We start from the raw sequence: 22273 nt of genomic DNA, 5'->3' as shown, positions 1-22273 counted from the left end.
ATTACGAACTATTCTAGAAGAGAAGAATAAGTGCCGTTTTTCACATACTATAACGAATTATCATGCTTGATTTTTAACAGTACCTTTTGGTCATGGCTGTTTTACAGGGGTTTCCGACTTTTTGATATATAATATCGATTAAAATAAAAATCATACGTGATGAATTAATCTATTTATGTTAATATACAAGCCATTTTATCGCCGTAATTCGCTTGGAATTAGTTGTTCAATAAACAATTATAAATATCAAAATTTATAATTCTAAAGTGGAATAGATTTGTAGATTTTCTATTCCTTGTGACTAATTTGTCCCAATTTATTCATTGACGTTATGGATTTTCCATGATATCATTCTAGTCAGTAATTCACCTTTGGAAAATTTTCACAAAGGCGTACGACAGTAGCGACGACAGCGTCGGTACACTCTACATAGCAGGAGGAAGTTACGGTAATGAGAAAAGTAGAAATCATTACAGCTGAACAAGCAGCTCAGCTCGTAAAAGACAACGACACGATTACGTCTATTGGTTTTGTCAGCAGTGCCCATCCGGAAGCCCTGACCAAAGCCTTGGAAAAACGGTTCTTGGATACGAACACGCCGCAGAACCTGACTTACATCTACGCAGGTTCCCAGGGTAAACGCGATGGCCGTGCTGCAGAACACCTGGCACACACAGGTCTTTTGAAACGCGCCATCATCGGTCACTGGCAGACAGTACCGGCTATCGGTAAACTGGCTGTTGAAAACAAAATCGAAGCATACAACTTCTCGCAGGGCACGCTGGTTCATTGGTTCCGCGCTTTGGCAGGCCACAAACTCGGCGTCTTCACGGATATCGGTTTGGAAACTTTCCTCGATCCCCGTCAGCTCGGCGGCAAGCTCAATGACGTAACTAAAGAAGACTTGGTCAAATTGATCGAAGTCGACGGTCACGAACAGCTTTTCTATCCGACATTCCCGGTCAACGTAGCTTTCCTCCGCGGCACTTATGCCGATGAATCGGGCAACATCACCATGGATGAAGAAATCGGGCCTTTCGAAAGCACTTCCGTCGCCCAGGCCGTTCACAACTGTGGCGGTAAAGTCGTCGTCCAGGTCAAAGACGTCGTCGCTCACGGCAGCCTCGACCCGCGCATGGTCAAGATCCCTGGCATCTATGTCGACTACGTCGTCGTAGCAGCTCCGGAAGACCATCAGCAGACGTATGACTGCGAATACGATCCGTCCCTCAGCGGTGAACATCGTGCTCCTGAAGGCGCTGCCGATGCAGCTCTCCCCATGAGCGCTAAGAAAATCATCGGCCGCCGCGGCGCTTTGGAATTGACTGAAAACGCTGTCGTCAACCTCGGCGTCGGTGCTCCGGAATACGTTGCTTCTGTTGCCGGTGAAGAAGGTATCGCCGATACCATTACCCTGACCGTCGAAGGTGGCGCCATCGGTGGCGTACCGCAGGGCGGTGCCCGCTTCGGTTCGTCCCGCAATGCCGATGCCATCATCGACCACACCTATCAGTTCGACTTCTACGATGGCGGCGGTCTGGACATCGCTTACCTCGGCCTGGCCCAGTGCGATGGCTCGGGCAACATCAACGTCAGCAAGTTCGGTACTAACGTTGCCGGCTGCGGCGGTTTCCCGAACATTTCCCAGCAGACACCGAATGTTTACTTCTGCGGCACCTTCACGGCTGGCGGCTTGAAAATCGCTGTCGAAGACGGCAAAGTCAAGATCCTCCAGGAAGGCAAAGCCAAGAAGTTCATCAAAGCTGTCGACCAGATCACTTTCAACGGTTCCTATGCAGCCCGCAACGGCAAACACGTTCTCTACATCACAGAACGCTGCGTATTTGAACTGACCAAAGAAGGCTTGAAACTCATCGAAGTCGCACCGGGCATCGATATTGAAAAAGATATCCTCGCTCACATGGACTTCAAGCCGATCATTGATAATCCGAAACTCATGGATGCCCGCCTCTTCCAGGACGGCCCGATGGGGGTGAAAAAATGAAACCTATGCGACTCCACCACGTAGGCATTGTCCTGCCGACCTTAGAAAAAGCCCATGAATTCATGCAGAATAATGGACTTGAAATCGACTATGCCGGCTATGTCGATGCTTACCAGGCTGATCTCATTTTCACTAAGTTTGGTGAATTTGCCAGCCCGATTGAAATGATTATCCCGCACTCCGGTGTGCTTACCCAATTCAATGGTGGCCGCGGCGGCATTGCCCACATCGCCTTCGAAGTGGACGATGTCGAAGCTGTCCGCCAGGAAATGGAAGCAGATTGTCCGGGATGCATGTTAGAAAAGAAAGCTGTCCAGGGTACGGACGACATTATCGTCAACTTCCGCCGCCCGACAACCAACCAGGGTATCCTCGTTGAATATGTTCAGACGACAGCACCTATCACCGGCCGCGGCGAAAATCCTTTCGTTAAGAATCTCGGCCCGGAAAAAGGGAAGCTCAACGAAACATGGCATCCCATGCGCCTGCACCATATCGGCATCGTCTTGCCGACCTTGGAAAAGGCCCATGAATTCATCAAGACCAATGGTCTGGAAGTGGATTATTCCGGTTTCGTCGACGCCTACCATGCGGATCTCATTTTCACTAAAAAAGGTGAAAACAGTACGCCTATCGAATTCATTATTCCCCGTGAAGGGGTCCTCAAAGATTTCAATCATGGCAGGGGAGGTATCGCTCATATCGCCTTTGAAGTGGATGATGTCGAAAAGGTACGTCAGATTATGGAAAGCCAGAAGCCTGGTTGCATGCTCGAAAAGAAAGCCGTCCGGGGAACGGACGATATCATCGTCAACTTCCGCCGTCCCAGCACGGACGCCGGCATCCTCGTCGAATATGTCCAGACCGTAGCTCCCATCAATCGCAGCAATCCCAACCCTTTTAATGATTGATTTTTTATAAAGAAAGGTGAAAACTGTGTATACTCTCGGAATCGACGTTGGTTCTTCTTCTTCCAAGGCAGTCATCCTGGAAGATGGCAAGAAGATCGTCGCCCATGCCGTCGTTGAAATCGGCACCGGTTCGACCGGTCCGGAACGCGTCCTGGACGAAGTCTTCAAAGATACCAACTTAAAAATTGAAGACATGGCGAACATCATCGCCACAGGCTATGGCCGTTTCAATGTCGACTGCGCCAAAGGCGAAGTCAGCGAAATCACGTGCCATGCCAAAGGGGCCCTCTTTGAATGCCCCGGTACGACGACCATCCTCGATATCGGCGGTCAGGACGTCAAGTCCATCAAATTGAATGGCCAGGGCCTGGTCATGCAGTTTGCCATGAACGACAAATGCGCCGCTGGTACGGGCCGTTTCCTCGACGTCATGTCGAAGGTACTGGAAATCCCCATGTCTGAAATGGGGGACTGGTACTTCAAATCGAAGCATCCCGCTGCCGTCAGCAGTACCTGCACGGTTTTTGCTGAATCGGAAGTCATTTCCCTTCTTTCCAAGAATGTCCCGAAAGAAGATATCGTAGCCGGTGTCCATCAGTCCATCGCCGCCAAAGCCTGCGCTCTCGTGCGCCGCGTCGGTGTCGGTGAAGACCTGACCATGACCGGCGGTGGCTCCCGCGATCCCGGCGTCGTCGATGCCGTATCGAAAGAATTAGGTATTCCTGTCAGAGTCGCTCTGCATCCCCAAGCGGTGGGTGCTCTCGGAGCTGCTTTGATTGCTTATGATAAAATCAAGAAATAAGTCAAAGGAGAGAACAAAATCATGAGTGAAGAAAAAACAGTAGATATTGAAAGCATGAGCTCCAAGGAAGCCCTTGGTTACTTCTTGCCGAAAGTCGATGAAGACGCACGTAAAGCGAAAAAAGAAGGCCGCCTCGTTTGCTGGTCCGCTTCTGTCGCTCCTCCGGAATTCTGCACGGCTATGGACATCGCCATCGTCTATCCGGAAACTCACGCAGCTGGTATCGGTGCCCGTCACGGGGCTCCGGCCATGCTCGAAGTTGCTGAAAACAAAGGTTACAACCAGGACATCTGTTCCTACTGCCGCGTCAACATGGGCTACATGGAACTCCTCAAACAGCAGGCTCTGACAGGCGAAACGCCGGAAGTCCTCAAAAACTCCCCGGCTTCTCCGATTCCCCTTCCGGATGTTGTCCTCACTTGCAACAACATCTGCAATACCTTGCTCAAATGGTATGAAAACTTGGCTAAAGAATTGAACGTACCTCTCATCAACATCGACGTACCGTTCAACCATGAATTCCCTGTTACGAAACACGCTAAACAGTACATCGTCGGCGAATTCAAACATGCTATCAAACAGCTCGAAGACCTTTGCGGCCGTCCCTTCGACTATGACAAATTCTTCGAAGTACAGAAACAGACACAGCGCTCCATCGCTGCCTGGAACAAAATCGCTACGTACTTCCAGTACAAACCGTCGCCGCTCAACGGCTTCGACCTCTTCAACTACATGGGCCTCGCCGTTGCTGCCCGCTCCTTGAACTACTCGGAAATCACGTTCAACAAATTCCTCAAAGAATTGGACGAAAAAGTAGCTAATAAGAAATGGGCTTTCGGTGAAAACGAAAAATCCCGTGTTACCTGGGAAGGTATCGCTGTCTGGATCGCTCTCGGCCACACCTTCAAAGAACTCAAAGGTCAGGGCGCTCTCATGACTGGTTCCGCTTATCCTGGCATGTGGGACGTTTCCTACGAACCGGGCGACCTCGAATCCATGGCAGAAGCTTATTCCCGTACATATATCAACTGCTGCCTCGAACAGCGCGGCGCTGTTCTTGAAAAAGTTGTCCGCGACGGCAAATGCGACGGCTTGATCATGCATCAGAACCGTTCCTGCAAGAACATGAGCCTCCTCAACAACGAAGGTGGCCAGCGCGTCCAGAAGAACCTCGGCGTACCGTATGTCATTTTCGACGGCGACCAGACCGATGCTCGTAACTTCTCGGAAGCACAGTTCGATACCCGCGTAGAAGCTTTGGCAGAAATGATGGCAGACAAAAAAGCCAATGAAGGAGGAAACCACTAATGAGTCAGATCGACGAACTTATCAGCAAATTACAGGAAGTATCCAACCATCCCCAGAAGACGGTTTTGAATTATAAAAAACAGGGCAAAGGCCTCGTAGGCATGATGCCTTACTACGCTCCGGAAGAAATCGTATACGCTGCAGGCTATCTCCCGGTAGGCATGTTCGGCTCCCAGAACCCGCAGATCTCCGCAGCTCGTACATACCTTCCTCCGTTCGCTTGTTCCTTGATGCAGGCTGACATGGAACTCCAGCTCAACGGCACGTATGACTGCCTCGACGCTGTCATCTTCTCCGTTCCCTGCGATACCCTCCGCTGCATGAGCCAGAAATGGCACGGCAAAGCTCCGGTCATCGTCTTCACACAGCCCCAGAACCGTAAGATCCGCCCGGCTGTCGACTTCCTCAAAGCTGAATACGAACATGTCCGCACTGAATTGGAACGTATCCTCAACGTAAAAATCTCCGACCTGGCTATCCAGGAAGCTATCAAAGTATACAACGAAAACCGTCAGGTTATGCGTGAATTCTGCGACGTAGCTGCTCAGTACCCGCAGATCTTCACTCCGGTCAAACGCCATGACGTCATCAAAGCCCGCTGGTTCATGGACAAAGCTGAACACACCGCTTTGGTCCGCGAACTTATCGACGCTGTCAAGAAAGAACCGGTACAGCCGTGGAATGGCAAAAAAGTCATCCTCTCCGGTATCATGGCAGAACCGGATGAATTCCTCGACATCTTCAGCGAATTCAACATCGCTGTCGTCGCTGACGACCTCGCTCAGGAATCCCGCCAGTTCCGTACAGACGTACCGTCCGGCATCGATCCCCTCGAACAGCTCGCTCAGCAGTGGCAGGACTTCGATGGCTGCCCGCTCGCTTTGAACGAAGACAAACCGCGTGGCCAGATGCTCATCGACATGACCAAGAAATACAATGCTGACGCTGTCGTCATCTGCATGATGCGCTTCTGCGATCCGGAAGAATTCGACTATCCGATTTACAAACCGGAATTCGAAGCAGCCGGTGTCCGTTACACCGTCCTCGACCTCGACATCGAATCTCCGTCGCTCGAACAGCTCCGTACCCGTATCCAGGCTTTCTCGGAAATTCTCTAAGAATCGCCTGATCCATCAGCCATCTGGGCGGGACTCCGAAAGGTGCCTGCTACAGGATAGATTGCCTGCTCCGGCAGACAGTATGGCAGCTTGCAGCCCGCGTTGTGCGGGCTGTGGGCTGTTCATGACGCTTTAAAGACGGCTCTGCCGTTTTTAAATAAAAACCATATATACAATCTTTTAGGAGGAAACTCAATCATGGAATTCAAACTTTCTGAATTACAGCAAGATATCGCAAATCTCGCAAAAGATTTTGCAGAAAAAAAATTAGCTCCCACTGTCAAAGATCGCGACGAAAAAGAAGAATTTGACCGCGCTATCCTCGACGAAATGGGTACTCTCGGCCTTCTCGGTATTCCCTGGGAAGAAGAAAACGGCGGCGTAGGTGCTGACTTCCTCAGCCTCGCAGTTGCTTGCGAAGAAGTAGCTAAAGTTGACCCCTCCATCGCACTCAGCTTTGAAGTACACACTATGCTCTGCTCCTGGCCGATCTGGAAATTTGGCACAGCTGAACAGAAAGCTAAATTCCTCAAACCCCTCGCAGAAGGCACAAAACTCGGCGCTTTCGGCCTCACTGAACCGAATGCTGGTACCGACGCTTTGAACGGCTCCACAGTCGCTACGAAAAACGAAGATGGCAGCTACACCTTGAACGGCTCCAAAGTCTTCAACACCAACGGCGGCGAAGCTGACGTTACTGTCGTATTCGCTTCCACGGACAAATCCAAAGGCGCTAAAGGCATGAGCGCTTTCATCCTCGAAAAAGGCATGGAAGGCTTTACCTATGGCAAAAAAGAAGTTAAAATGGGTATCCGCGCTTCCGTACAGCGTGAACTCGTATTCCAGAACGTAAAAGTTCCGGCTGAAAACCTCCTCGGCAAAGAAGGCGAAGGCTTCAAGATCGCTATGATGACCCTCGACGGCGGCCGTGTTGGCGTTGGCGCACAGGCTCTCGGCATTGCTGAAGGCGCTTACAATGCAGCTGTTCAGTATGCTAAAGAACGTACACAGTTTGGCAAACCGATCGCTAAATTCCAGGCTATCAGCTTCATGCTCGCTGACATGAAACTCAAAATCGAAACGGCTCGCCTCGCTGTCTACAAAGCAGCTTGGAAAATGGCTCAGCCTGACGTTAAATCCTACTCCGTAGACGCAGCTATCGCTAAGAAATATGCTTCTGACGTAGCTATGCAGGTCACCACCGATGCTGTCCAGGTATTCGGCGGCTATGGCTTCACTCGCGAATATCCGGTTGAACGCTACATGCGCGATGCTAAGATCACTCAGATCTACGAAGGCACCAACCAGGTACAGCAGATGGTTATCTCTGGCGCCATCCTCAGATAATCAAAGAGTTTCCTAACAGAACTCTCCTCCTTTTGAAACACGTATAGAAATAGTATAAAACAGTATGAGATAAAACCGCTTACAAAGAGAGGCTGTCGCCGATGCGACAGCCTCTCTTTTTCGTGTTTGTAATTTGCAGTTTGTAGTGGCTCCCCTGAGAAGGGGAGCTGACCGCTCCAGGCGGTCTGAGGGGCCTTGCTACAGTAATGCGTAAGCCAGCCCCTAACTACGAACCCCTAACCCCTAACCACGAACCACGAGCCACTTAACGGGGCTTTACACTGCGGCCTGCGGCGCCCGTATGGGCGCCCCTACACCAACGCCCGGTAACATTTCTCCGACATGGGCACGGGCACGCCGTACTGGTGGGCCAGGCGGATGAGGGCGCCGCTGAAGGTATCCAGCTCGCTCTGGTGGCCGGCGGCGATGTCCCGCTTGAGGGAGCTCGTGGCATCCATGTCGTCGCTGCCTAAGATGCGGTCGTACTGGTCGTCGACGACGTCGTCGGGCAGGGGGACTCCGGCGGCCTTGCCGACGTCATAGGCTTCCTGCAGGAGAGCCCGGAATTCTTCCCTGCCATGGGGCTGGGAGAGGGCGCCGCCGATGGATGTTCGATAGTACGCCGTCAGGACGTTATAGGCGCAGTTGAGGATGAATTTGCGCCAGATTTCGACGGTGATGTTCTCGGCGATGCAGCAGGTCAGGCCTGGATGGTTGAGGATGCCGTAGATTTTCTTCGTCGCATCGGCGTCGTCCGAACCGATGTAGATACGGGCAAAGCGCCCTTCCTGGCGGATGGAGTAGTCTTCTTTATAAGATGACGTGATGTAGATGGCCGAATCGACGATTTTTCCGCGCTTCATGAGGGCCGCTGCCGTATCGTGATAGGTGAAGCCGTTGAGGACAGGGACGACGATCGTATCGTCGCCGATGCAGGGCAGGACCGCCGTCAGAGCCGCTTCCAGGGAATAATTCTTGACGCAGACGAAGATGACGTCCTGGATGCCTGCCGAGGCGGGATCGTCCGTGACGGCCGGATGGGCCGTGTGGTCGCCGAAGAAGTCGCTGTGGACGACGAGGCCCTTTGTCTGGAGCGATTCTTTGCGCTTCCGCCGGGCAATGAGTGTTACGTCATCATAATTGGCACAGAGGACGGACGCGATATATCCCCCGACGCCGCCGATGCCGGTAATCATAATTTTCACAATTATCAACCCCTCTTTGAATAATCAAGTATACCTTATTATCGCACAGGCCCGGATAAACAGCAAATCGGTCAGGGTATGCCCAAAAAGTATATGAAGATAACATATGAACACTTGAACATATTTAACTTTAATGATATCATGAAGGCAAATAAAAAGTGAGTCCCTGAAGGAGGCATATCTATGGAAGAAGAATTTTTGAAAGACCAGGGCTGTTCCTGCTGCAACGACCATCACGACGAAGACGAAGCCGTCAAAATGGATGCTGTCGGCACTTGCGGCTGCTGCTGCGGTGACGACGATGATGACGAAGAAGAAAGTCCCTTGTGGACCCTCGTCGCCGGGACGGTGCTCTTTTTAGTCACCTACCTGACCGGTATTATTCCCGATGATTTTTCCCTTCCCGCCTATATCATCGCCTATCTGCTCTTAGGCTACGGCGTCCTGCGGGAAGCTGGAGAAAACATCATGAAGCGCCAGCCTTTCGATGAAAATTTTCTCATGGCCGTGGCTACCATCGGCGCCTTTGCCATCGGTGACTATCCAGAAGCCGTCGCCGTCATGCTCTTCAGTCGCATCGGCGAAGCCATGGAAGACCGGGCCGTCAACCGCAGCCGCAAGCAGGTGGCCGCCGCCATCGATATGCGCCCGGAAGTCGTCCATCGCGTAACGGCCGATGGCTCGACGGTCACCATCCCGGCCAAGGACGCTGCTGCCGGTGATGTCGTCGTCGTCCGCGTCGGTGACCGCATCCCCTTGGACGGTGTCGTCACGGCCGGCGAAAGCCTCATCGATACGTCGGCCCTGACAGGGGAACCGGTTCCGGTCATCTGCCGGGAAGGCTCGGAAGTCCTGTCGGGCAGCATCAATACGTCTGGCGTCCTCCACGTCAAAGTGACCAAGCCCCTGGCAGAATCGATGGTCACGAAGATTTTGGAATCCGTCGAAAGGGCAGCGGCGCGCAAGCCGAAAATCGACCGTTTCATTACGCGCTTTTCCCGCATCTATACACCGGCTGTCGTCGCCATCGCCGCGGCTACGGCCATCATCCCGTCCCTGGTGACCGGTCAGTGGCACTACTGGATTTATACGGCTTTGACTTTTCTGGTCATCAGCTGCCCCTGCGCCCTGGTCCTCAGCGTACCCCTGAGCTTCTTCGCCGGTATCGGTGCGGCGTCGAAACAGGGCATCCTCTTCAAGGGCGGTATTGCCATGGAACAGATGAAGCACATCGGCGCCGTCGTCTTCGATAAGACCGGTACCATTACCAAAGGTAACTTCGTCGTCCACCAGGTCGTTCCGGCCGATAACCGCAGTGCCGATGACGTCCTCTGCCTCTGCGCGTCGGCAGAACAGGCGTCGAACCATCCCATTGCCCGCAGTGTCGTCGCCCAGGCCTGTGAACAGGGCCTGAGCCTGACCGAGCCGTCGGAAATGGAAGAAATCGCCGGGCAGGGCCTGAAAGCCCAGGTCGGCAGCCATAGCGTCCTCTGCGGCAACCGCCAGCTCATGGATACCCGCCACATCGTCCTGCCGGCCATGGACGACGTCGAGTACGGTTCGGAGCTGTACGTCGCCATCGACGGAGCCTATGCCGGCCGCTTGGTCATTTCGGACACCATCAAAGAAGACGCTGTCGACGCCGTCAAGGCCATTTCCCGCATGGGCATCACGACGGCCATGCTTACCGGTGATTCTCAGAAAGCCGCAGATTACATCGCCTCTAAGACGGGCATCGACGACGTCCGGGCCAAGCTGCTGCCGCAGGATAAAGTCAATCAGATGGATGCCCTGCGTAAGCAATACGGGCCGATCCTCTTCGTCGGCGACGGCATCAACGATGCGCCTGTTCTGGCCGGTGCCGATGTCGGCGCTGCTATGGGCAGTGGTGCCGATGCAGCCGTCGAAGCGGCTGACGTCGTCTTCATGCAGTCCCGGGTCAGCGCCGTACCGGCAGCACTCCACCTGTCCCGGGAAACCATGAAGATTGCCATGGAAAACGTCGTCTTTGCCTTAGGCGTCAAAGGCGTCGTCATGATCGCCGGGTTTGCCGGTTATGCTTCCATGTGGGCTGCCGTCTTTGCCGATTCCGGCGTCGCCGCCCTTTGTGTCCTCAATTCGGTACGCATGCTTTACAAAAAATAAAGTCTTTCTGGCAAATCGGTAATAAAAACGTTTAACTAAATTTAAAATATAACGTTTAACGAAATAAAATTTAAAAATATTAACAAAAGTCCTTGACAACCAGCCTCTTTTCAGGGATAATAGGCACATCACACAAACAGAGCACTGTGAAAGCAGTGCGGATATAATGACGATGAACGGGTAAAAGACGAATCCTGATCCTCTTCAGAGAGCCGGCGGTGCTGTGAATCCGGCGAGGTGCAATCGTCCGACTTCGCCCGGGAGTTTCTGTACCGACTGTTTTTCTAGGGAATTGAGGTACAGACGCAATCCCGCGTTATAGGATGTCTGTCAAAGACGTTGAGTATAATGACAGGGTGGTACCGCGAATCATCGCCCCTGTTGCTCCGCTGGAGCAGCAGGGGTTTTTTATATCCCCTGAGTGTGACTCGTACAGTATTCATTATCAAATTATTTCTTGGGTATTTTGGTATTCATGTAAAGAGGTATTGGCTATGGAAAAAGCAATGGGTAAGATCATGACCGCTGCAGCTGAAACGCGGGCTGTTGCCGGCACGATGACAAACTTCCGATGGAAAATCGCGTTTTTAATCTTCTTAATCAGTTTCGTCGCTTATATGGACCGCGTCAACCTTTCCGTCGCGACGCCGGTCATCATGCAGGATTTCGGCTTCACGAAAATCGACATGGGCTTCATTCAGACCTGTTTCTTCGCCAGCTACGCTTTGATGCAGGTCCCTGGCGGTATCCTGGCTGAAAAGTTCGGCATGCGCAAGACCGGGGCTTTCGCCATCCTCTGGTGGTCCGTCTTCACGGCCTTGACGGCTTTAGCTAAAGGCAAGATCAGCTTCGCCGCTGTCCGCCTGGCTTTCGGCCTCGGCGAAGGCCCTGTCTTCCCGTCTTTGGGGGCCGCTACCTTTACATGGTTCAATAAACACGAAAAAGGCAAGGCCAGCTCGTCCATCCTGTTAGGGACCTTCTTCGGCCCCGTCGTCGGCCCGGTCGCAACGGTCGCCCTCATGGGCCTCTTCGGCTGGCACGCCGTCTTCATCATCTTCGGTCTCGTCGGCATCGCCCTGGCCTGGGTATGGCACCGCTTCGCCTGTGACAATCCGGCAGACAGCCCCTATGTCAATGCTGAAGAAGCTGCGTACATCAACGAAGGCCGTTCGGCTGACTCCCTGAAGAAAGCCGTCGCTCCCTGGAGCAAGTTCCTCCGCTCGACCCAGTTCTGGGCTGTCGGTATCCAGTTCATGGTCGTCGACTACATCATGTACGTCTTCCTGGCATGGCTGCCCATGTACCTGACTGAAGTTCACAACATGTCCTTGAAATCCATGGGCTTCTGGGCTTCCTGTCCTTGGATCGCGCTGATGGCTATGGTCTTCCTGGCCGGCTTCGTTTCCGACAAGATTGCCAATGGCAGCCACAGCGAAATGCAGTATAAGATGCGCACCGTCACGGCTATGGCCGGCGTCGCCGTTACATCCCTCGGCCTGTACATCGCATCCCATACGGCTGACCCGGCCATGAACATCTTCTGGATGTCCGTTTCCCTCGGTGCCTTGGGCTTTGCTATGAGCGCCAGCTGGTCTTCCGTCATCTCCCTGGGTGGTAAATACACCGGTTCCGTTTCCGGCTGGATCAACCTCTGGGGCAACATCGGCGGCGTCCTGGCTCCTATCGTCACGGCCTTCTTCGTCACCAACTACGGCTGGAACAACGCCTTCACGGCCACGTCCCTGTTCGGCATCATCGCCATCGTAGCCTGGATCTTCGTAAAACCGGGCAAACAACTCGTCCCGTAGGATAAGTGATTGATGGGCGCCCACATAGGGCGCCCGCCGTTTGCCGTTCGCAGGCCGCAGAACGCGTTCTTTGCCTCCCTTAACAGGGGAGGTGGCCTGAAAGGGCGGAGAGGTTTCTTTTACTAGCCCCTAACGGCTAGCTGCTAACCACTAAAAAATGCTGTCATTTACGCGACAGCACTTTTTTTGAAATTTTTTATTAGCACTCACTTGACAAGAGTGCTAATAGGGTTTATGATATAGCTGTAATCAGGAAGAGGTTACAGAGAGATAAGCAAAAAGGTCAAAAGAACAGAACTGAAAAGAAGGTTCACTCATAGCAACAATGAACGATGTGTTGAAAGAGGGTAATGATTATGATGAAAGGTTTATTTCCAGTTGTAACGAACAGTGATTTTGTATTCCCTGATACGATTTTTGACAACTTCTTCAACAGCTTTGAAAATCCGACAGAAGGCAACTACCGCGTCCCGCAGGTAGATATCGAAGATACCGATAAGGCCTACATCCTGACGACGGACCTGCCGGGCATCGCCAAAGAAGACATCAACGTCAGCTACAACGATGACATCCTGACTTTGACGGCTAAACACGAAGAAAAGAAAGATGAAAAAGACGATAAGAAGAAATATATCCGCAAAGAACGCAGCAGCCATACGTTCTGCCGTCAGTTCACGGTCCGCAACATCCAGAAAGATGGCATCCAGGCAGCCTTTAAAGACGGCGTCCTGACCGTAACCCTGCCGAAAGAAGACCCGAAGAAAGTGGCTGAAGCCCACCGCATTGAAGTCAAATAATTGTAGGGGCGCCCACGTGGGGCGCCCGCCAAACTCCCTTGTATTCAATGTTTGATATATGGTGTTCAAACTTACGTAAAAAGAAGGCATGACTTATGAATAGCTTATTCCCAGTTGTTGATAATGAATTTTCCGTTCCCGATGTTTTTGATAACTTCTTCAATCGCTTCATGTGGCCGAGTGAATTCTCCAGCACTATGCCGAAAGTCGACATTGAAGACAAAGGCAGCGAATACGTTATGACCGCTGATCTGCCGGGCGTCCAGAAAGAAGACATCCATCTGAGCTACGACAACAACGTCCTGACTTTGGCTGCCAGCCACAACGAACAGAAGGATTCGCAAGACGAACAGCACAACTACATCTGCAAAGAACGTTCGAGTTCGTCCTTCTGCCGTCAGTTCCCTGTCACAGGCATTCAGAAAGAAGGTATCCAGGCTGCTTTCAAAGATGGCGTCCTGACCGTAACTCTCCCGAAAGATGCCCAACAGGCACAACCGACCAACACCATTGAAATCCAGTGAGGATGAAAAAAAGACCTACCGCATACACGGCAGGTCTTTTTTTAGTGGCTAGCAGCTCGCAGAGGCCGGCCTCAAGGCTCCCATAATAGGAGAGCTGGCCGCCGAAGGCGGTCTGAGAGGTTGATTTAAAGCTATCTGCTAACCGCTGACTGCTGGCTGCTAAAAATAGGCATCGCTTAATGCGACGCCTATTTTTTTTATAATTGAGAAATTCTATTGTCTGTTGTAATTACAACAGCTATAATGATGAAAAAAACGTATACTTAACACATCGAAGGGAAAGAAAAAACGAGGTGAGTGGAATGAAAGAAACGAAAGGCCATATCTTTTCTATCAGCCGTGATAATGCCCCAGTGGCCGGCTGTACGATTTCTAAAGAACTGGTCAATGAAGCCCAGTATCAAGTCTTTTACTTTTCCCTGGCTGCCGGTACGGACATCAGTCCGGAAATCTACAGGCAGGCGAAAGTCCTCTATGTCGCTGACGGTACGCTGATCGTTCACTGGCCGGGGGAAGAACATAATCTGGTGGCTGGTCAGGCCATCATCGCACCGCCGTCCGTACCCGTTGGCATGAAGAGCCGCGATGGGGCGGTCTATACGGAACTTACAGTAGAGGAGGAATTCCTTATGAACATCGATGCAGGCAAGATTTTCTCTTTGGCAGGCCTCGTGCCTTATCAGGATGGTAAGATCATCAACCGCGACATTATTCAGTCGCCTAAAGTCAAATTCGTCGTCATGAGTTTCGGCGCCGGCACAGGCCTTTCGGAACACGCTGCTCCCGGCGAAGCCTTGATTTTTGCCCTGGAAGGCAAAGCCGTCATTCGCTATGAAGGTGAAGATCATGAAATCAAGGCCGGCGAAAACTTTGCTTTTGCCAAGAACGGCCGCCATGCCATCACTGCCGATGGACCCTTTAAAATGGCATTGCTGCTTACGTTAGAATAATTTCATCATATAGAGATAATTGAAAAGGAGACGCTCATCATGGGTAAAAAAATTACAGAAAAAGTGACTTGGGTAGGTAAAATAGACTGGGAATTGAACGAATTCCACGGCCATGAATATTCGACAGAAAAGGGCTCTTCGTATAACTCCTACTTGATCCGCGATAAAAAGACGGTCCTCATGGATACGGTCTGGAAACCCTTTGACGACGAATTCGTCGCTAACCTGAAGAAGGAAATCGACCTCAAAGACATCGACTATATCGTCATGAACCACAATGAAAACGACCACAGCGGCGCTTTGCCGGCACTGATGCGGGAAATCCCGGATACGCCGATTTACTGCACCAAGAAAGGGGAAGCCATCCTGCGCGGCCTCTATCACCAGGATTGGAACTTCGTCAACGTCAAGACCGGCGATACCCTGGACCTGGGCGACAGCCAGCTCGTCTTCATCGAAGCCGCTATGCTCCATTGGCCGGATACGATGTTCACTTATATGACCGGCGAAAACATCCTCTTCAGCAACGACGGTTTCGGTCAGCACTATGCCAGCGAAAGAATGTACAATGACTGCGTAGACCAGGCAGAACTCTATCAGGAAGCCATGAAATACTATGCCAATATCCTCAACCTCTACAGTCCCATGGTTACGCGGAAAATCGATGAAATCCTCAAGATGGGTGTCCCGGTCAACATGATTTGCCCGAGTCACGGTGTCATCTGGCGCAAAGATCCCCTGAAAATCGTCGCCAAATATCAGGATTGGGCCAAAGCTTACCAGGAAAACCAGATCACCATCATTTACGATACGATGTGGAATTCCACGCGCCGCATGGCTGAATGCATCGCCGAAGGCCTGCGCGAAACGGATCCGACGCTGACGGTGAAACTCTTCAATTCCGCTGTCGATGACAAGAACGACATCGTTACGGAAGTCTTCAAATCGAAAGCCATCCTCGTCGGCTCGCCGACCATCAACTACGGCTTCCTCTTCTCCATCGGCGGTATCATGGAAATGATCCGCGGCCTGAAATTCAAGAATAAGAAAGCCGCTGCTTTCGGCAGCTATGGCTGGAGCGGTGAAGCTGTCAAACAGATTACAGCTCTCCTCCAGGGTGCCGGCTTCGACGTCGTCAACGACGGCCTGCGCTGCCAGTGGAACCCGGACCAGGCAACCCAGGAAACATGCCGCCAATACGGCCGTGATTTCGCAGCAGCCGTCAACGCTTCCGAAGCCAAGGAAGATGGCGTACAGACCGAACTCGGCGATTACAACAACGACGAACAGATCGGCAAGGCTGCCAAAGAACATTTCGAAGATTGGGAAAAAGATGCCCGTGAAGGCGTAAAAGGCGGCTATGCCGGCTAAGTAGGGAAAGTGGCTCGTGGCTAGTAGCTGGCTACTAGCTCTTGCCTCCCTTAATAGGGGAGGTGGCCTGAAAGGCCGGAGAAGTTGCTTTAAATTTAAAGTGATAATACTTGCGAACCGGATTTGTGTGAGCGGGCGCCCCACGTGGGCGCCCCTACAAAAAAAGGGCTGTCGCACATGCGACAGCCTTTTTTGTATTCTGGAGCGGATGAAGGGGATCGAACCCTCGTACCAAGCTTGGGAAGCTCGTATTCTACCACTGAATTACACCCGCATGAACTTTTACTTGTTCATTTTACCAGTATTCATGCGGTTTGTAAAGGTTTTCGAAGAATTTTCTTGAAATACTGGTAAAATAAGGCCTCACGGCCTTTTATAATGGTTAACAATAGGCGGAAAAGCAGATAAAATCTAGCTTTTTCCGCCTTTTTTTATTGATTTTCTGAGTAATTGTTTTACTGTACATTTTCGCTGATTTTTAGTGATTTTTCTTCAAAAGGGGTGCAGGAGGGGTGCAGTTTGACCCTGAATACAAGCTCTACATTTATGGAATACAAGCTTTAAAGGGCCTATAAACCGCATGGTTAAGCGATTTTATGGAAAATAAAAAGGGGCAATGATTTATGAATGAAATGGTAATAAAAATACAATTTATAGTATCGTAGCATATCAAAGAGGCTCTCTAAGTGAGCCTCTTTTTTAGGAGGTGTAATTGTTGGCTACTGTAATCAATCGAGGAAATGGTCATTGGGAGCTTCGGGTCTATATAGGTCAAGATAAGGACGGCAACAAAATCCGTAAAGATGGTCGGATATAGACTGGGATGAGAAAAAAATCTGTATTCAGAGGTCTGTGAAATATGTATCATCTCGTTGTACTGAAGTCTCTAATCGAAAGACGGACAAGTCCATCCGGACAGTTTACATCAGTGACTTCCTCAGCCAATTATTAGAACAACTTAAAAGAAAACAAATCAAATCCGCCCTGTGTGTCCTCAATTCGGTCCGCATGCTCTATAAAAAATAACTGACCATCTCCCGATGACAGTTCCATAACAGAAAGCCCCGTCGAAGAAATTTCCTTCGACGGGGCTTTGTTGTAGATGCTACTTGATTTCTATTTCGTAAACTGCAGGGGGACTGTCGATACGACGACGTCTAAGTAAGGCAGGGTACGGAGTCTTAGCAGCCAGCCGCTCTGGTTGTGAAGCAGGCGGTGCCATAATTTTTTCGTTTCAAATTCCGGAATGAGGACGGTAATCGTATCTTTCGGAGCCGTCTCTTTCCGCAGCTCTTGGATAAAGGTGATGAGCGGGTCCGTCAACTGCCGATAAGGCGATTGAAGCATGATGAGCTCGATGTCGGGTTCCAGTTGGCGCCACAAGGTTTTGATTTTTTTACCCCGTTCATCGTCGCTGTAGACGTGGACGGCATAGATTTTATCTTTCGGACCGCTGATGATCTTGGCGTAGCGAATGGCCTTGGCTACGGCTTGAGTCGGGGACGCGATGGGGATGATGATGATATTGTGGCCTAAGTCGGTGGTCATGACTTTCGTATACTCTTCCGGTGTCAGCAACAGCTGTTCTCGGACGTCATCATAGTGATGATGGACTTTAAGGAACATATAGACCAAGGTAGGGATGAGCAGGACGATAATCCAGGCTCCGTAGATGAATTTGGTGATGAGGACGATGACGACGACGCAGGCCGTGACCAGGGCACCGAAGCCGTTGATGACGGAAAAGAGGCGCCAGTTTCGTTCCCGGCATTGTCTCCAGTAGACGACCATGGCCGATTGGGCAATGGTGAAGGAGAGGAATACGCCGATGGCATAGAGGGAAATGAGGTGCTCAATATTACCCTGGAAGAGGACAATCAAGATGCCGGCCATGAGCGTCAGGACTTGGATGCCGTTAGAATAGCTCAGGCGTTCACCTCGGTTGGCAAAGTAGCGGGGGACGTAGCCGTCGACGGCCATGAAAGAAAGAAGCGGCGGCAAGCCGTTGTAGGCCGTATTGGCGGCGATGTAGAGGATGACCATCATCAAAATCTGGATGACGTAGTAAATCAAGGTCCGGCTGAAGATATCTTCGACAAGGAGGGACAATAGGGTGTAGCCTTGTGTCGGCAAGAGGTGAAGATAAATGATGAGGTAACTGAGGCCGCCGAGCATGATTGCCAGGATACAGGCCATGACAGCCGTCGTTTCGATGGCGTTTTTTTGCTGAGGCGCCTTGAACATGGTGACGCCGTTGGCAATGGCTTCGATGCCGGTCATGGAACTACAGCCGTTAGCAAAGGCCCGCAGGACGATGAGCATCAAGGCGGTCTGATTCAATGGGGCTACCGTTTCGACAGCGACGGTATGAGCCGTGAGGGTGCCGTTCCAGATTTGATAGAAGCCGCCGATTAAGGTGATCCCCATGGCAGCCAAGAAGAAGTACGTCGGCCAGACGAAGACGGTTGAGGCCTCCCTGGTACCGCGCAGGTTGACGATCATCATCAGGATGAGAACGCCGAGGTCAAGGTAGACGTGATAAGGGTGGAGGACCGGAAAGGCACTGACCAGCGCCGCCGTCCCTGAAGAAATGGAAACGGCAACGGTCAGGATGTAATCGGCCAGAAGCGCCGCCCCTGCCGTAAGGGCCGGGTAGACACCGAGGTATTTCATGGCGATGCCATAGGAACCGCCGCCGCCCGGATTGACCCGGACGACCTGGGTATAGGACAGGGCAACGATGAATAATAAGGCAATGATAGCTAAGACGATAGGTCCGAAATAACGGTATGTCGCTAAGGTCGGTACCGAAGCCAGGACGATGGCAATCTGTTCCGGCCCGTACCCGACGGATGACAGGGCATCCGATGAGAAAATAGGCAGGGCCTTCCATTTTGGCATCTGTTCGCCCTCGAGTTTGGTATTCTCCAAAGGCTTGCCGAGAAGGTGGCGACTAATCGTTTTGAATAGCATGATAGCCTCCTTTTTTTATTGTAAGAAACTGCATTTTGCTAAATACAGCTCAGTATAATCCCTTTTCATACTCCTGTCAATAAAGGTTTTTCATGTGTTATTCCTGTTGACCATAAGATTTCAGAAACAATAGAAAAAAGACATCCCTCGCTGCTGCAAGTCAAAGGATGCCTTTTTGTCTAAGGAGGAAATCGTGTTATTTAGAGGCGACGAGGGCTTCTAATTTAGCGAGTCGTGCATTGAAATCCTGGTTTTGGCTTTCCAAGGTTTCAATCTTCTGATTCTGGTCGGTCAACTGTTTATCTTGTGATTCCAGTTTGACGGCCATTTCTGATTTACTCATATGAGCGTAAGGCGAGGATGATCCGATTTTGAAGGAAACGCCGGCGCTGTACATGTTGTCGTTGTTGCTGATGGTAGCGGGAAGGTTTACCATGGTGTCTTCATTGGAGCGATAGAAGGCGCCGAGGGCTGCGGCATGTTCGCTCTTGTAGGAGCCGAATCCGACGGCGAAGGAGCCTTTGTCATCGGGGGCGAAATCCAAGGGATGGAGTTATCATCACTATCCCATTATTCAGGAAGAACAGCTGAAGAAATTGCTGAAGGCAATAGATGATTTACCTGATAACTACATGATCATCTAGTTCCTGCAAGTCCTAGTTATCTGAATACATGGCTGACAAAAATGTGCAAAAAGATAGGAATACCCCATATTGGTGTTCACTCTTTGCGTCATATGGCCGCTACGTATGCTCTGAATGAAGGGGCATCTTTAAAATAAAACTGTTGTAATAACGAAAAATCTGCTACAATAGGGCTGTATCAATCTGTGTTAGCAGATGTTCATAAAGGAGGTTCCTCATGAAAACATTAGATGAATTGTACCAGCAGATGCTTAAACGGGCTGCTGACGGTAAACCGGTCGGTGTCGATGGTGACCCGAAATTGATCGATTGTCTGGCTCATCCCGACGACCATCCCCTGATCTGGCGGGTCAAGCCCTGTCTCTGTCCGCCCGATGAACCACATCACTGCCAGGAAGCCTGTGACTGGGGCGCTATCACGTCCGGTCCCGATGGCATCACCATCGACGACAGCCAGTGCGTCGGCTGCCAGGCCTGCGTCGATGCCTGCAAGCTCGATACCCTGAAGACGCGGAAAGACCTTATCCCTGTCGTCCAGGAACTGCACGACTACGACGGCCCTATCTACGCTTTGGTTGCTCCTGCCGTATCCGGTCAGTTCGGTCCCGATGTTACCATGGGGAAACTGCGGACAGCTTTCAAGCGCCTGGGTTTCACGGGTATGCTGGAAGTCGCCGCCTTTGCCGATATCCTGACATTGAAAGAAGCCCTGGAATTCGACAAGAACATCAACAATGAAGACCAGTTCCAGCTCACCAGCTGCTGCTGCCCCATGTGGATTGCCATGATCAAGAAGCTCTATCACCAGCTCCTGCCCAACGTCCCGGGCTCTGTCTCGCCTATGATTGCCGGCGGCCGTACAGTTAAGGCCCTGCATCCTAATGCCAAGACTGTCTTCATCGGGCCCTGCCTGGCTAAGAAAGCTGAACGGAAAGAACCGGACCTGGTAGGCGCTATTGATTACGTCCTGACCTATCAGGAACTGCGCGACTTCCTGACGGTTACGGACATCGACCTGGCATCCCTGCCGGAAGACAACGTGCCCCACGCTTCGGAAGCGGGCATCTGCTACGCCTATGCCGGCGGCGTCTCTGAAGCCGTCACGGAAACGGTCCATCAGCTGAACCCGGACCGCAAAGTCGACATCAAGACGCGCAAAGCCGATGGCGTCCCGGCCTGCAAGGCCATGATCAACGACATCCTGGCCGGCAACCGCGATGGCAACTTCTTTGAAGGCATGGGCTGCCTGGGCGGCTGCGTCGGCGGTCCCCGGGCCATCATCAAGAAAGAAGAAGGCAAGGTCAATGTCCAGGCCTACGGCAAACAGGCAGCCTACAAGACGCCCATGGAAAATCCCTACGTCATCGAACTGTTGAAACAATTAGGCTTCCCGACAGTCGAAGAATTCCTCGAACGGAGCCACCTGTACGACCGTATTTTTGACTGATGAAGGGTATGGTCATTATGTAGTGACCTTTTTCACCAAAGTTTGTAGGGGCGCACGTGGGCGACCCGTTTAGGATTTGGAAGGTTCTTTCAGCAATCTGGTCGGGACATCATACATATCCCGGAGCGGGCGCCCCACGTGCGCCCCTACAGAAAAAAAGGCTGTCGCATCTGCGACAGCCTTTTTTTACACGGCCTGCGAACTGCAGCCTTCAAGGGCCATTTACCAATGCCGGCTCTCTTTTAATGCTGCATATTGGGCCAGGAGGTCCGGCTTTTCCGGGCTCTGATAGGTATAGTCGGGCATGGCGGCTTTGGCTTTTTCGACAGCCGCTTTGAAGTCGTAGTAGACCTGCCATTTCGATTCGACCAGTTCGTGGCCGGTCTGGCGCAGGAGAAAGGCCGGGTGATATGTCGGCATGATGTCATAGCCGCGCCACGTGAACCACTTGCCGCGGTTGCGCATGATGCTGGCGGCGCGGCCATAGAAATACTGGAAGGCGACTTTGCCTAGGCAGACGATGACTTTCGGCTGGACCAGTTCGATTTCTTTGACCAAATGGATGTCCGCGCAGTGGCGCCCTTCTTCCAGGGTCGGCGTGCGGTTGTTCTTGGGCCGGCACTTGACGATGTTGGTGACATAGACGTGGTCCCGCGTGAGTCCGACGCTCCACAAGGCCTTGTCGAGGAGCTGCCCCGACGGGCCGATGAGGGGAACGCCGTATTCGTCTTCCACACCGCCAGGCCCTTCGCCGACGAACATCAGCGGCGACGCACAATCGCCGGAATAGCGCGTCGGTCCGCGATTGCCTTCGTCCCGTAAGTGACAGGCTGTACAGCTCATGAGTCCTGTCAGCCAATCTTTCATCTTTTCATTTTCTTCCATGATACCCCTTCTTTATGCGATAATTAATTTTAC

17 protein-coding genes and 1 tRNA gene are annotated in these 22273 nt (G+C 51.7%); 13 read left to right on the top strand and 5 right to left on the bottom strand.

Annotated elements, in window-relative coordinates; translation table 11 throughout:
* Window positions 1-451 precede the first annotated feature (451 nt).
* From pct to ACFCTO_RS04355, 6 genes are all read left to right on the top strand, one after another.
* On the top strand, window positions 452-2005 hold the full coding sequence (pct, locus tag ACFCTO_RS04380; protein ID WP_303147971.1) for a propanoyl-CoA transferase Pct: 1554 nt from the start codon (window positions 452-454) through the stop codon (window positions 2003-2005).
* Window positions 2002-2916, top strand: a complete 915-nt coding sequence (locus ACFCTO_RS04375; RefSeq protein WP_014015706.1) for a VOC family protein — start codon at window positions 2002-2004, stop codon at window positions 2914-2916. Before pct ends, ACFCTO_RS04375 begins: the two co-directional genes overlap by 4 nt.
* A gap of 25 nt (window positions 2917-2941) precedes the next feature.
* Complete coding sequence (locus ACFCTO_RS04370) at window positions 2942-3718, top strand: acyl-CoA dehydratase activase (RefSeq protein ID WP_014015707.1); 777 nt, start codon at window positions 2942-2944, stop codon at window positions 3716-3718.
* 21 nt (window positions 3719-3739) lie between these two features.
* On the top strand, window positions 3740-5026 hold the full coding sequence (locus tag ACFCTO_RS04365; protein ID WP_020311648.1) for a 2-hydroxyacyl-CoA dehydratase subunit D: 1287 nt from the start codon (window positions 3740-3742) through the stop codon (window positions 5024-5026).
* Entirely contained in the window at window positions 5026-6144 is a 1119-nt protein-coding gene (locus ACFCTO_RS04360) for a 2-hydroxyacyl-CoA dehydratase subunit D (RefSeq protein ID WP_014015709.1), read from the top strand. Before ACFCTO_RS04365 ends, ACFCTO_RS04360 begins: the two co-directional genes overlap by 1 nt.
* A gap of 198 nt (window positions 6145-6342) precedes the next feature.
* Window positions 6343-7491 (top strand): acyl-CoA dehydrogenase, encoded by a 1149-nt coding sequence (locus tag ACFCTO_RS04355; protein WP_294024993.1) that lies wholly within the window; start codon window positions 6343-6345, stop codon window positions 7489-7491.
* 311 nt (window positions 7492-7802) lie between these two features.
* On the opposite strand, the gene ACFCTO_RS04350 is transcribed toward ACFCTO_RS04355, so the two are convergent.
* Window positions 7803-8687: a ketopantoate reductase family protein gene (locus ACFCTO_RS04350; protein WP_492001275.1), complete on the bottom strand. Its 885-nt coding sequence runs from the start codon at window positions 8685-8687 to the stop codon at window positions 7803-7805.
* 192 nt (window positions 8688-8879) lie between these two features.
* Between ACFCTO_RS04350 and ACFCTO_RS04345 the strand changes: the two genes are divergently transcribed.
* The 6 genes from ACFCTO_RS04345 (at window position 8880) to ACFCTO_RS04320 (ending at window position 16291) form a co-directional block, all read left to right on the top strand.
* A complete protein-coding gene (locus tag ACFCTO_RS04345) occupies window positions 8880-10841 on the top strand; it encodes a heavy metal translocating P-type ATPase (protein ID WP_499876450.1) in 1962 nt (653 codons plus the stop codon).
* 494 nt (window positions 10842-11335) lie between these two features.
* The gene (locus ACFCTO_RS04340) at window positions 11336-12649 is read left to right on the top strand and encodes an MFS transporter (RefSeq protein WP_499876449.1); all 1314 of its coding nucleotides are present in this window, start codon (window positions 11336-11338) and stop codon (window positions 12647-12649) included.
* 356 nt (window positions 12650-13005) lie between these two features.
* Window positions 13006-13446 carry an Hsp20/alpha crystallin family protein gene (locus ACFCTO_RS04335; protein WP_020311850.1) on the top strand — a complete coding sequence of 147 codons (441 nt, stop codon included), beginning with the start codon at window positions 13006-13008 and terminating at the stop codon, window positions 13444-13446.
* A 95-nt stretch (window positions 13447-13541) separates the two neighbouring features.
* Window positions 13542-13970 carry an Hsp20/alpha crystallin family protein gene (locus ACFCTO_RS04330; protein ID WP_020311849.1) on the top strand — a complete coding sequence of 143 codons (429 nt, stop codon included), beginning with the start codon at window positions 13542-13544 and terminating at the stop codon, window positions 13968-13970.
* 302 nt (window positions 13971-14272) lie between these two features.
* On the top strand, window positions 14273-14920 hold the full coding sequence (locus ACFCTO_RS04325; protein WP_499876448.1) for a cupin domain-containing protein: 648 nt from the start codon (window positions 14273-14275) through the stop codon (window positions 14918-14920).
* Between the two features lie 39 nt (window positions 14921-14959).
* On the top strand, window positions 14960-16291 hold the full coding sequence (locus tag ACFCTO_RS04320; RefSeq protein WP_294024979.1) for an anaerobic nitric oxide reductase flavorubredoxin: 1332 nt from the start codon (window positions 14960-14962) through the stop codon (window positions 16289-16291).
* A gap of 200 nt (window positions 16292-16491) precedes the next feature.
* On the opposite strand, the gene ACFCTO_RS04315 is transcribed toward ACFCTO_RS04320, so the two are convergent.
* From ACFCTO_RS04315 to ACFCTO_RS04305, 3 genes are all read right to left on the bottom strand, one after another.
* A tRNA-Gly gene (locus ACFCTO_RS04315) sits at window positions 16492-16565 on the bottom strand.
* Window positions 16566-17407: 842 nt separating this feature from the next.
* Window positions 17408-19192, bottom strand: coding sequence for an APC family permease (locus ACFCTO_RS04310; RefSeq protein ID WP_499876447.1), 1785 nt, complete (start codon window positions 19190-19192; stop codon window positions 17408-17410).
* A gap of 268 nt (window positions 19193-19460) precedes the next feature.
* On the bottom strand, window positions 19461-19808 hold the full coding sequence (locus tag ACFCTO_RS04305; protein WP_481324951.1) for a YadA C-terminal domain-containing protein: 348 nt from the start codon (window positions 19806-19808) through the stop codon (window positions 19461-19463).
* A 317-nt stretch (window positions 19809-20125) separates the two neighbouring features.
* On the opposite strand from ACFCTO_RS04305, the gene ACFCTO_RS04300 reads away from it, so the two are divergent.
* Window positions 20126-21355, top strand: a complete 1230-nt coding sequence (locus ACFCTO_RS04300; protein ID WP_499876446.1) for a [Fe-Fe] hydrogenase large subunit C-terminal domain-containing protein — start codon at window positions 20126-20128, stop codon at window positions 21353-21355.
* Between the two features lie 222 nt (window positions 21356-21577).
* Here ACFCTO_RS04300 and ACFCTO_RS04295 read toward each other — a convergent pair whose 3' ends face one another.
* On the bottom strand, window positions 21578-22240 hold the full coding sequence (locus ACFCTO_RS04295) for a uracil-DNA glycosylase (protein WP_499876445.1): 663 nt from the start codon (window positions 22238-22240) through the stop codon (window positions 21578-21580).
* Window positions 22241-22273 lie beyond the last annotated feature (33 nt).

Origin of the sequence: Megasphaera indica, assembly GCF_046614755.1 — a bacterium.
Taxonomy (GTDB): Bacteria; Bacillota; Negativicutes; order Veillonellales; family Megasphaeraceae; genus Megasphaera; species Megasphaera intestinihominis.
Note: the sequence above shows the minus strand (reverse complement) of the source record. Positions and strands in the feature narration are given on the sequence as shown.

What these genes read in the sequence shown, in the direction of transcription:
- pct (WP_303147971.1), top strand. Translation starts at nt 452, where the DNA reads ATGAGAAAAGTAGAAATCATTACAGCTGAACAAGCAGCTCAGCTCGTA.
- ACFCTO_RS04375 (WP_014015706.1), top strand. Translation starts at nt 2,002, where the DNA reads ATGAAACCTATGCGACTCCACCACGTAGGCATTGTCCTGCCGACCTTA.
- ACFCTO_RS04365 (WP_020311648.1), top strand. Translation starts at nt 3,740, where the DNA reads ATGAGTGAAGAAAAAACAGTAGATATTGAAAGCATGAGCTCCAAGGAA.
- ACFCTO_RS04360 (WP_014015709.1), top strand. Translation starts at nt 5,026, where the DNA reads ATGAGTCAGATCGACGAACTTATCAGCAAATTACAGGAAGTATCCAAC.
- ACFCTO_RS04355 (WP_294024993.1), top strand. Translation starts at nt 6,343, where the DNA reads ATGGAATTCAAACTTTCTGAATTACAGCAAGATATCGCAAATCTCGCA.
- ACFCTO_RS04350 (WP_492001275.1), bottom strand. Translation starts at nt 8,687, where the DNA reads ATGATTACCGGCATCGGCGGCGTCGGGGGATATATCGCGTCCGTCCTC.
- ACFCTO_RS04345 (WP_499876450.1), top strand. Translation starts at nt 8,880, where the DNA reads ATGGAAGAAGAATTTTTGAAAGACCAGGGCTGTTCCTGCTGCAACGAC.
- ACFCTO_RS04340 (WP_499876449.1), top strand. Translation starts at nt 11,336, where the DNA reads ATGGAAAAAGCAATGGGTAAGATCATGACCGCTGCAGCTGAAACGCGG.
- ACFCTO_RS04335 (WP_020311850.1), top strand. Translation starts at nt 13,006, where the DNA reads ATGATGAAAGGTTTATTTCCAGTTGTAACGAACAGTGATTTTGTATTC.
- ACFCTO_RS04330 (WP_020311849.1), top strand. Translation starts at nt 13,542, where the DNA reads ATGAATAGCTTATTCCCAGTTGTTGATAATGAATTTTCCGTTCCCGAT.
- ACFCTO_RS04325 (WP_499876448.1), top strand. Translation starts at nt 14,273, where the DNA reads ATGAAAGAAACGAAAGGCCATATCTTTTCTATCAGCCGTGATAATGCC.
- ACFCTO_RS04320 (WP_294024979.1), top strand. Translation starts at nt 14,960, where the DNA reads ATGGGTAAAAAAATTACAGAAAAAGTGACTTGGGTAGGTAAAATAGAC.
- ACFCTO_RS04310 (WP_499876447.1), bottom strand. Translation starts at nt 19,192, where the DNA reads ATGCCAAAATGGAAGGCCCTGCCTATTTTCTCATCGGATGCCCTGTCA.
- ACFCTO_RS04300 (WP_499876446.1), top strand. Translation starts at nt 20,126, where the DNA reads ATGAAAACATTAGATGAATTGTACCAGCAGATGCTTAAACGGGCTGCT.
- ACFCTO_RS04295 (WP_499876445.1), bottom strand. Translation starts at nt 22,240, where the DNA reads ATGGAAGAAAATGAAAAGATGAAAGATTGGCTGACAGGACTCATGAGC.